Below are 8,731 nucleotides of genomic sequence, written 5' to 3'. Positions count from 1 at the left end.
TGGTGTACCAGTTGTTCTGCCAAGGGCATTGCTGGGTAGCTATGTAGGGAAGGGATAAACGCTGAAAGCATCTAAGTGTGAAGCCCACCTCAAGATGAGATTTCCCATTTCTTTAAGAAAGTAAGATCCCTGAGAGATGATCAGGTAGATAGGTCAGGAGTGGAAGTACAGTGATGTATGGAGCGGACTGATACTAATCGATCGAGGACTTAACCAATAGGTTAAAAGAAAAGATCTCGGAAAAAAACTTATGTGACTTCAAATCCAGTTTTGAGTGAACAAAATTTACTCAATAAAAGATAACACCACAGTGTGGTGGCGATAGCGAGAAGGATACACCTGTAACCATGCCGAACACAGAAGTTAAGCTTCTTAGCGCCGATTGTAGTGAGGGGTTGCCCCTTGTGAGAGTAGGACGTCGCCACGCTGATGTTATTCCGGCATAGCTCAGTTGGTAGTAGCGCATGACTGTTAATCATGATGTCGTAGGTTCGAGTCCTACTGCCGGAGTAAAAGTAGATGTAAGAAATATCATACTGTAGACAAAAGTATCAGTTTCCTCTTTACTAAGAGTGTAGACTGATACTTTTGTCTATTTTTGTATAATAAAAAATATGAAGACATATGCTCCCACTGCTAAGTGACCAATTTTTTCAGATTCATTTCGGCAAAAACAAGCATCGTATGCACCTGATTGTTTTCTAAGCCTCGATACCTGATGCAGCGCATTCCATGCTTTTTCTCATAAAGCGAAAAAAGAGGAGCAGGAAGTCAAGACAGATGTCAGCTTTGAAATCTATTTCAAACAAGTTTCTGGTGGACCTGTGACTTATCCTGTAGAAGATTACAATTATCTTTTTAATGGGGTAAAACTGTAGAAGTTTTTGCAGGTGTTGCTATTACATGTTGTGATCATTTTCTTTTTATCATTACTAAAGAAATCAGAACAGATCTTATTGAAAAAGTTGAACAATTTCACCTTGTCCCAGTTAAGTTTTCGTATTCGTGAATATACACAAATGCTTTCAATGGTCGCTATACGGATTGCTTAAACAATCGATCCGTAGAGAAGTAGGTGTGTTATTCTTAGCACCAGGAATCTTAGGTGTAGTCCATGTCTTGTTCGGATTACAAATGTTTGGTCTATTCATGCAAAATCCATACAAAAATATTTGGGCACCATTTACGATCTTCTTCGTATTGTATTTCATCTACTATGTACTGACGACATGGTTATATACAAGGATTGTATTACAAGACAAAAATAAGTAGGTATCATTTTGCTAATATGAACAAATATCAAGACCAATCAGAATTTGGCTTAAGAATTTTTTGCCCTAAATACTGTCAATTAAAAATTTTTACATTTGCCAGTGTGACTTAAATTTATTTTCTACTTGCCAATGCCTCTTATCTAAAAATTAGCAACGTGTTTGTTAACTAGAAATTTGTTCAACTTTTAAAATGAAGCTTCAATTTAACCAATGAAATTAGAATAAAGGAAAGGTTATACTAATATCTTATTGTCATTTGAAAAATTGGCATATACGGTCATAGTAAGGCAATAACGGAATATTACAATTGAACTAGACTAAAATAAAAAGGGTCTTTGTAACATTAACTAAGTGTTACAAAAGATCCTTTTTTGTTTTAGAAAAATTACGGAATGCTTTCACACACGAAACGACAAACTATTAGGTGAGAAAAATGATATTTACTATAAAAGAAACATAGTATAACGAAAATTTGGTTTATTTTAACAGTAATGAGGTTAAAAAGGTTGGCTACCAAATGGCAACATTTGAAGAAGTTTTTTAAAACAATGGTATCGGTTAAATTGCATCCTTAAGTCTTTAAGCAATTTAAGATTGTTAGTGTAACTTGTTACATAAAATGTAACAAATTTTCTTTAAATGACTTTGATTTCTAAAGTGTTAAATCCGCTTTCATAAATCTCGAAAGACGCTTATTCTAAATATGTCAGATATATTACTCGAGTAAAAGACATATCAATTAAAAATTTCGAAGGAGCGTTAATTATGCAGAAAAGAGATTTTATTGATACAAATGATTTTACAAAAGAAGAAATCGATTACTTAATCAAACTAGGATTAAAAATCAAAAAAAGTATTAAGTATGGTCATTACCCATTACTACTTAAAAATAAAACACTAGGTATGATTTTTGAACAGTCTTCCACTCGAACCCGTGTTTCATTTGAAACCGCAATGGAACAATTAGGAGGACACGCTCAATATTTAGCACCTGGTCAAATACAACTAGGAGGACATGAAAGTCTTGGTGATACTGCACGAGTATTATCACGTTTAGTAGATATATTAATGGCTCGAGTTGAACGTCATGAATCAGTGGTTTCGTTGGCAAAGAACGCAACAATTCCAGTTATTAATGGCATGAGTGATTACAACCATCCTACGCAAGAACTAGGCGATATTATTACGATGACTGAACATTTACCGAAAGGAAAAAAATTATCTGATTGTAAAATTGTTTTTGTTGGAGATGCAACGCAAGTTTGTGTATCTACCATGTTTATGGCAACAAAAATGGGAATGGATTTTGTTCAATACGGACCAGAGGGATTCCAAATTAAAGAAGAAGCATTAGAAATAGGGAAGGAAAATGCCAAAAAATCAGGAGGAAGTGTGCAGATCACAGAAGATGTTAATGTGGCTCTTAAAGATGCGGACTTTGTCTATACGGATGTGTGGTATGGCTTATATGAAGCGGAATTATCTGAAGAAGAACGGATGAATATTTTCTATCCAACCTACCAAGTAAATAATGAATTGATGAAAAAAGCTTCACCACATGCAAAATTTTTGCACTGCTTACCAGCAACACGCGGTGAAGAAGTTACAGATGAAGTGCTAGATGGTGAACAATCTATCGTATTAGATGAAGCAGAAAATCGATTAACAGCTATGCGTGCTTTATTAGTTTATTTTTTGAATCCATATTTGGATTATGCCGATCAAGCTTTAGCAGAAAAATTTGATGGGGAACTGCAGTGTATGCTGAAACCTAAACGTCAATTAGAACGAAGAGATTAGCAAGAACTTGCTTAAGCAGTAGAAGAGACGTGTGAATTTTTTGCTAATTCATAGAGAATAAAAAAATTTACACGTACTTTTCATAAAAGGCTCATCGAAAGGAGCACAATAATGAAAGAAAAAAAGAAATTCCGTTTATTTGATGCAGTATTGATGGCCGTTGTAGTTATCTTAGTGGTAGAGTCGGCAGCACCAGCTGCTGCAATCGGCTCTTCGCAATTTTTTTGGTGGGGTTTATTGTTGATATTATTTTTCTTACCTTACGGATTAATATCAGCTGAACTTGGTACGACATATGACGGCGAAGGAGGGATCTATGACTGGGTTAAAAAAGCTTATGGAAGAAAGTGGGGTGCTAGAGTCGCTTGGTTTTACTGGATTAATTTTCCTATTTGGATGGCGAGTCTCGCCGTTTTATTTCAAGAAGTATTAACTCAAATTTTTCAGTTAAACTTTAGTACGCCTCTACTAATTATGTTGCAGTTGGTATTTGTCTGGATTGTTACGATAATTAGCTGTTACCCTGTTAGTGATAGTAAGTGGATCTTAAATATCGCTGCATTTGCGAAAGTGGCAATCATGATATGTCTTGGTGTTTTGGGTATCTATCATGCATTAACAAAAGGAATGGCTAATAACTTTTCTGGAACAGCTTTGTTACCTAAACTAGATATTCAAAATTTTAGTTTTTTATCTGTTATCTTGTTTAATTTTTTAGGATTTGAAGTGGTCACTACTCTAGCAAATGAAATGGATAACCCTAAAAAACAAATTCCACAAGCTATTATTTATGGTGGTGTTTTGATCGCCTTTTTCTATTTGTTTGCTGCATTTGGAATGGGAGCGGCGGTACCAGCAGATCAATTATCTGCTTCTGGAGGATTAATTGACAGCTTTATTTTGCTTGTTGGGGGATTGAATCCTTTTGTTGTATTAATCGGTATTTTCTTCATGTATACGCTGGCAGCAAACTTGATTTCTTGGTCCTTAGGAGTAAATTATGTCGCTTTGTATGCTGCAAAAAATCATGATATGCCTCTAATTTTCGCTAAAAAAAGTCAAAAAAATGATATGCCAGTAGGAGCTTCTGTCACTAATGGTATTATTGCTTCACTTCTAATTATTATTGCACCCTTTATCCCAAATGAGAATATTTTTTGGGCGTTTTTCTCACTAAATGTAGTAGCATTGTTACTTTCTTATATTATGATGTTTCCAGCGTTCTTGAAGTTAAGAAAAATCGATTCTCATGTTGTTCGTCCATTTAAAGTTCCTGGACCAAATTGGTTGTTAAAATTAATGACGATTATCCCAATGTTGTTGCTAATCGCGACACTACTTTTTTCTGTAGTTCCTCTAGATTCAAGTTCTTCAGAGATAAATACTAAAGTACCCGTGTTGCTCGGAACAATTTTTGCCTTTGTTATTGGTGAAATCGTGATTCACTATTCGTCAAAAGAAAAAAAAGATAAAGGAGTGCTTACTGATGAAAACAATTGATAGTTCACCTAAAAAAGATCATTTTAGAATGCCCGGAGAATTTTCGGCGCATGAAGGAGTATATATGTTGTGGCCACAACGTCCTGATAATTGGCGAGATGGAGGAAAACCAGCCCAGCGAGCTTTCGCAGAGGTTGCTAGGGCGATTGCCAATTTTGAGCCTGTTACAATGGGTGTGAATTCTGATCAGTATGATAATGCTCGCCACATGCTTCCCGAACATATACGGGTGGTAGAAATTGCTAATAATGATTCATGGGTTCGAGATTGTGGTCCTACTTTTGTTACAAATAGTCAAGGAAAAGTTCGAGGTGTGGATTGGACATTCAACGCTTGGGGCGGGCTGGAAGATGGACTTTATTTCCCTTGGGATCAAGACGATCAAGTTGCACAAAAAATTTGTGAAATTGAATGGAAGGACCGTTATCGTTTAGATAATTTTGTTTTGGAAGGGGGATCTATCCATGTTGATGGAGAAGGTATATTAATTACCACAGAAGAGTGCTTATTATCAAAAGGACGTAATCCACAGCTATCAAAAGAACAAATTGAAAATATTTTAGGAGAGTATCTAAATATTGATAAGGTAATTTGGTTAAAGCGCGGAATTTATTTAGATGAAACGAATGGCCATGTAGATAATATTGTTAATTTTGTAGCGCCTGGTGAAGTTGTTTTAGCTTGGACAGATGATAAGCAGGATCCACAATATGAAATTTCTAAAGAATGCCTAGAAATTCTGGAAAACTCCGTAGATGCAAAAGGTCGAAATATTCATGTAACAAAATTGCATGTGCCTAAGCCTATACTTATTAACGAAAAAGAAAGTCATGGAGTAGATACCATAAATGGTACACTTCCACGTCAAAAAGGAGATCGTTTGGCAGCAAGTTATGTAAATTACTATACAGCAAATGGAGGAGTTATTTATCCATTATTTGATGATCCAATGGACGAAAAGGCAAAGGAAACATTGCAATCCTTATATCCTGATCGTAAAATTGTGGGTGTTTATACTCGAGAAATCTTATTAGGTGGAGGAAACATTCATTGTATTACGCAACAAATCCCTAAAGGAGAAAACGTGTTATGACAAAGAAAATAGTTGTGGCATTAGGAGGTAATGCAATATTAACAAATGATCCTACGGCAACAGGACAACAAAAGACTTTAGCTGAAACAGCTCAGTCATTAGCTGCTCTAGTTGAAAAAGGCTATAAGCTACTTATTACTCATGGTAACGGGCCTCAAGTAGGTAACTTATTATTACAACAAAAAGCTGGAGCAACCCAAACGAATCCAGCAATGCCACTTGATACCAATGTTGCAATGACTCAAGGCAGCATAGGATATTGGCTAGCACAGGCGTTAACGAATGAATTGAAGAAACGTGGTATAGAAAAATCCATAGTAGGATTGTTCACTCAAGTTATTGTTTCTGAAGAAGACCCAGGATTTAAACAGCCTACTAAACCAATTGGGCCATTTATGACGAAAGAACAGGCTGAAAAAGAAACGAGAATGACCGATTCTATCTTCAAAGAAGATGCAGGAAGAGGATGGCGTAAAGTAGTGGCTTCTCCTAAACCTATAGATATAGTTGAATCAAAAGTTATAAAAACGCTAGTTGATTCAGATGTAATTGTAATTGCAGGAGGAGGTGGTGGTATTCCGGTAATTCAAACTGGTGAAGGCCTAAGAGGTAAAGAAGCTGTGATAGATAAAGACTTTGCTTCTGAAAAACTTGCTGAAATCATTGATGCAAATGAACTGATTATCTTAACTGGTGTTGCAAATGTTGCTGTCCATTTTAACACACCGCAACAAAAAGAACTGAAAAAAATTGATATTGAGACATTAGAAAAATACAAAGATAATGGTGAGTTTGCACCAGGAAGTATGTTGCCAAAAGTGGAAGCTGCCTTAGAATTTGTTAAGAAAAAACCTAATGCGCGAGCTGTAATTACTTCTTTAGAAAATTTAGATAAATTACTAAAAGAAAATGCTGGCACGATTATTTATAGCTCACAAAATTTAGAACAAAAAAGTCACTTAGTAGATATATTAACATATGAGTAAAAGAAAAAGTAACTGTGCGAAATAGAACATCTAGTTGTTTCTATTTCGCTTTTTTAATCCTATTATAGATATACTTAGAATGTTATAGTATGTTTAAGACAATACCCTAAAATTTAGTTGGTTACTAAGAATGTTGGTTTATTTAAAGGAGGAACATTTATGCTAGAATCGTCACCAAAAAAAGATGGATTTCAATTGGCACCAGAGTGGTCTTTTCATAAAGAATGCTATTTGATTTGGCCCGAACGTCCAGATAACTGGCGTTTAGGGGGAAAACCTGCACAAAAAGCATACGCTGAAGTCGCTGAAGTAATTGCACGATTTGAAAATGTAACTATGCTCGTTTCGCATCAACAATTCTTGAATGCACGTTATCAATTACCTGAAAAAATACGTGTACTAGAAGTAAGTAATAACGACGCATGGATAAGAGACACGGGACCATTATATGTTATGAATTCTTTGGGGGAAGTACGTGGTGTCGATTTTCGATTTAATGCTTGGGGCGGTTTGTTAGATGGGTTATTTTTTCCGTGGGATCAAGATGATTTGTTAGCTCAAAAAATTTGTGAACAGGAGAGAATTGAATATTACCAATTACAAGAGTTTGTTCTAGAAGGTTGCTCAATACATACAGATGGGGAAGGAACGCTTTTTGCAACAGAAGAATGCTTGTTATCAGAAGGACGTAACCCTCAATTAGATAAAGAATCAATTGAAAAAATTCTAAAAGAGTATTGTGGCATAGAAAAAATCGTTTGGTTTCCTCGAGGCTTTTTTTTGGATGAAACAAACGGTGATATCGATAATTTAATCAATGTTGTACGGCCTGGTGAAATTATTTTGAGTTGGTGTGAACAACCAAGTGATCCAATGTACGAAATCGTCAGAGAAGCAGAAGAAGTGTTGATGAAAGAAAAAGACGCAAAAGGAAGAAGCTTCATTATACACAAGATAGAATTACCAAAACCTTTATATATTACAGAGGAAGAAGCTGCTGGTGTTGATCCGGTAAATGGCATGCTTCCTCGATTTTCCGGTGATCGGTTGATTGCTTCTTATGTAAGCTATTATACAGCAAATGGCGGCATTATTTTTCCACTTTTTGAGGACCCAAATGATAAAAAAGCAGAAGCACTATTAAAAAAAATATACCCAGAATATGAAATTATTGGTGTAATGGCTCGTGAAATTTTACTTGGTGGTGGAAATATTCACTGTGTTGCTCAAGGAGTACCTCAATAAGAAAGGGGTGATAGGTAATGGATTTTTTTGAAATAGCCAATAGTCATATTTCAGAGCTGACTAAGAATGAACAAATTCTTTTTGATTACGTCATCAATAACCTAGAAAACATTAAAAGTAAAAGTATCCGCGAAGTTGCTGATGACTGTTTTGTTTCAACAACTACTTTTCTGCGTTTTGTCAGAAAGCTTGGATTTTCTGGATTTAGTGAGTTTACCACTGTTATTAAATATACGTTACTTTATAAAACTCCTCTTCCCGAGAGTTCACCTTTTGTCGTTAGCCAGAAAGATTATCGCGAAGAGTATTTAAAGAATTTAGTTGAATCTGTTCGCGTAATAGATACAGATAAAGTGAAACTAATTGTAGAACAACTACAAAAACAGCCTAAAATTTTTTTATTTGCTAAAGGATTGAGTAAAGAAATTATGCGTTATATACGATATTTGTATAATACAGCCGGTTTTTTTGTAATTTTTCCTGAAGATCATCAAACTCGTTCTATTGCACAAAAGCAAGTTAAAAAGAATGATATAGCCTTTATCTTCAGTTACAAAGGAGAAGATTTAGAGTTGATCGAAACAATTCGAAAAATAAAGGAACAAGATCATCCTTTAATCGTTTCAATTACTGGAGCAGATAATAACTTAATTCAAAACTTTAGTGATATTAATCTTTATTTGTTTACAGATGAAATCAGCTTGAATCATCTAGATATTACGTCACATATCTCAATGATTGCATTAATGGAATTAATTTTGTACCAATTTATCGAAAGCAGTGGAACAGACACTTACCATCTTGTTTTTCGTTGAATGATCGACAAGAGAATA

7 protein-coding genes, 1 tRNA gene, 2 rRNA genes and 2 pseudogenes (1 of these 12 cut by a window edge) are annotated in these 8,731 nt (G+C 35.1%); 11 read left to right on the top strand and 1 reads right to left on the bottom strand.

The features are described 5' to 3' along the window. The 3 genes from IGL15_RS11005 to IGL15_RS10995 all read left to right on the top strand — a co-directional run. A 23S ribosomal RNA gene (locus IGL15_RS11005) occupies positions 1 to 217 on the top strand; it begins 2,698 nt to the left of the window's first position. A 94-nt stretch (positions 218 to 311) separates the two neighbouring features. After that, positions 312 to 427: ribosomal RNA gene (gene rrf / locus IGL15_RS11000) — 5S ribosomal RNA — on the top strand. Between the two features lie 9 nt (positions 428 to 436). Further along, a tRNA-Asn gene (locus IGL15_RS10995) sits at positions 437 to 510 on the top strand. 129 nt (positions 511 to 639) lie between these two features. Here the strand turns inward: IGL15_RS10995 and IGL15_RS10990 are convergent. Further along, positions 640 to 741, bottom strand: a pseudogene (locus IGL15_RS10990) (transposase); the annotation flags it as partial. Positions 742 to 890: 149 nt separating this feature from the next. On the opposite strand from IGL15_RS10990, the gene IGL15_RS10985 reads away from it, so the two are divergent. From IGL15_RS10985 to IGL15_RS10950, 8 genes and pseudogenes are all read left to right on the top strand, one after another. After that, positions 891 to 1,052 (top strand): peptide ABC transporter permease, encoded by a 162-nt coding sequence (locus tag IGL15_RS10985; RefSeq protein WP_079995580.1) that lies wholly within the window; start codon positions 891 to 893, stop codon positions 1,050 to 1,052. Further along, a pseudogene (locus IGL15_RS10980) lies at positions 1,042 to 1,272 on the top strand (ABC transporter permease); the annotation flags it as partial. The gene IGL15_RS10985 and the pseudogene IGL15_RS10980, both read left to right, overlap by 11 nt. Before the next feature lie 767 nt (positions 1,273 to 2,039). Then, positions 2,040 to 3,074, top strand: coding sequence for a putrescine carbamoyltransferase (ptcA, locus tag IGL15_RS10975; RefSeq protein ID WP_002295311.1), 1,035 nt, complete (start codon positions 2,040 to 2,042; stop codon positions 3,072 to 3,074). A gap of 111 nt (positions 3,075 to 3,185) precedes the next feature. Continuing rightward, positions 3,186 to 4,574 carry an APC family permease gene (locus IGL15_RS10970; protein WP_002301313.1) on the top strand — a complete coding sequence of 463 codons (1,389 nt, stop codon included), beginning with the start codon at positions 3,186 to 3,188 and terminating at the stop codon, positions 4,572 to 4,574. Next, on the top strand, positions 4,561 to 5,667 hold the full coding sequence (gene aguA, locus IGL15_RS10965) for an agmatine deiminase (protein WP_104765233.1): 1,107 nt from the start codon (positions 4,561 to 4,563) through the stop codon (positions 5,665 to 5,667). The genes IGL15_RS10970 and aguA (IGL15_RS10965) overlap by 14 nt, the downstream gene beginning before the upstream one ends. Continuing rightward, positions 5,664 to 6,653, top strand: a complete 990-nt coding sequence (gene arcC / locus IGL15_RS10960) for a carbamate kinase (protein ID WP_002298721.1) — start codon at positions 5,664 to 5,666, stop codon at positions 6,651 to 6,653. The genes aguA (IGL15_RS10965) and arcC overlap by 4 nt, the downstream gene beginning before the upstream one ends. 159 nt (positions 6,654 to 6,812) lie before the next feature. After that, a complete protein-coding gene (gene aguA / locus IGL15_RS10955) occupies positions 6,813 to 7,898 on the top strand; it encodes an agmatine deiminase (RefSeq protein WP_104765234.1) in 1,086 nt (361 codons plus the stop codon). A 17-nt stretch (positions 7,899 to 7,915) separates the two neighbouring features. Next, the gene (locus tag IGL15_RS10950; protein WP_002295305.1) at positions 7,916 to 8,713 is read left to right on the top strand and encodes a MurR/RpiR family transcriptional regulator; all 798 of its coding nucleotides are present in this window, start codon (positions 7,916 to 7,918) and stop codon (positions 8,711 to 8,713) included. Positions 8,714 to 8,731: the final 18 nt, after the last annotated feature.

Origin of the sequence: Enterococcus sp. DIV0436a (assembly GCF_051711605.1) — a bacterium.
GTDB lineage: Bacteria > Bacillota > Bacilli > Lactobacillales > Enterococcaceae > Enterococcus_B > Enterococcus_B faecium.
The sequence above is the reverse complement of the archived record's forward strand: the minus strand, read 5'-3'. Positions and strand labels throughout refer to the sequence as shown.

Excerpts from the sequence above, each read along its gene's own strand:
- IGL15_RS10950 (WP_002295305.1), top strand. The coding sequence starts at position 7,916 with ATGGATTTTTTTGAAATAGCCAATAGTCATATTTCAGAGCTGACTAAG.
- aguA (WP_104765233.1), top strand. The coding sequence starts at position 4,561 with ATGAAAACAATTGATAGTTCACCTAAAAAAGATCATTTTAGAATGCCC.
- aguA (WP_104765234.1), top strand. The coding sequence starts at position 6,813 with ATGCTAGAATCGTCACCAAAAAAAGATGGATTTCAATTGGCACCAGAG.
- arcC (WP_002298721.1), top strand. The coding sequence starts at position 5,664 with ATGACAAAGAAAATAGTTGTGGCATTAGGAGGTAATGCAATATTAACA.
- ptcA (WP_002295311.1), top strand. The coding sequence starts at position 2,040 with ATGCAGAAAAGAGATTTTATTGATACAAATGATTTTACAAAAGAAGAA.
- IGL15_RS10970 (WP_002301313.1), top strand. The coding sequence starts at position 3,186 with ATGAAAGAAAAAAAGAAATTCCGTTTATTTGATGCAGTATTGATGGCC.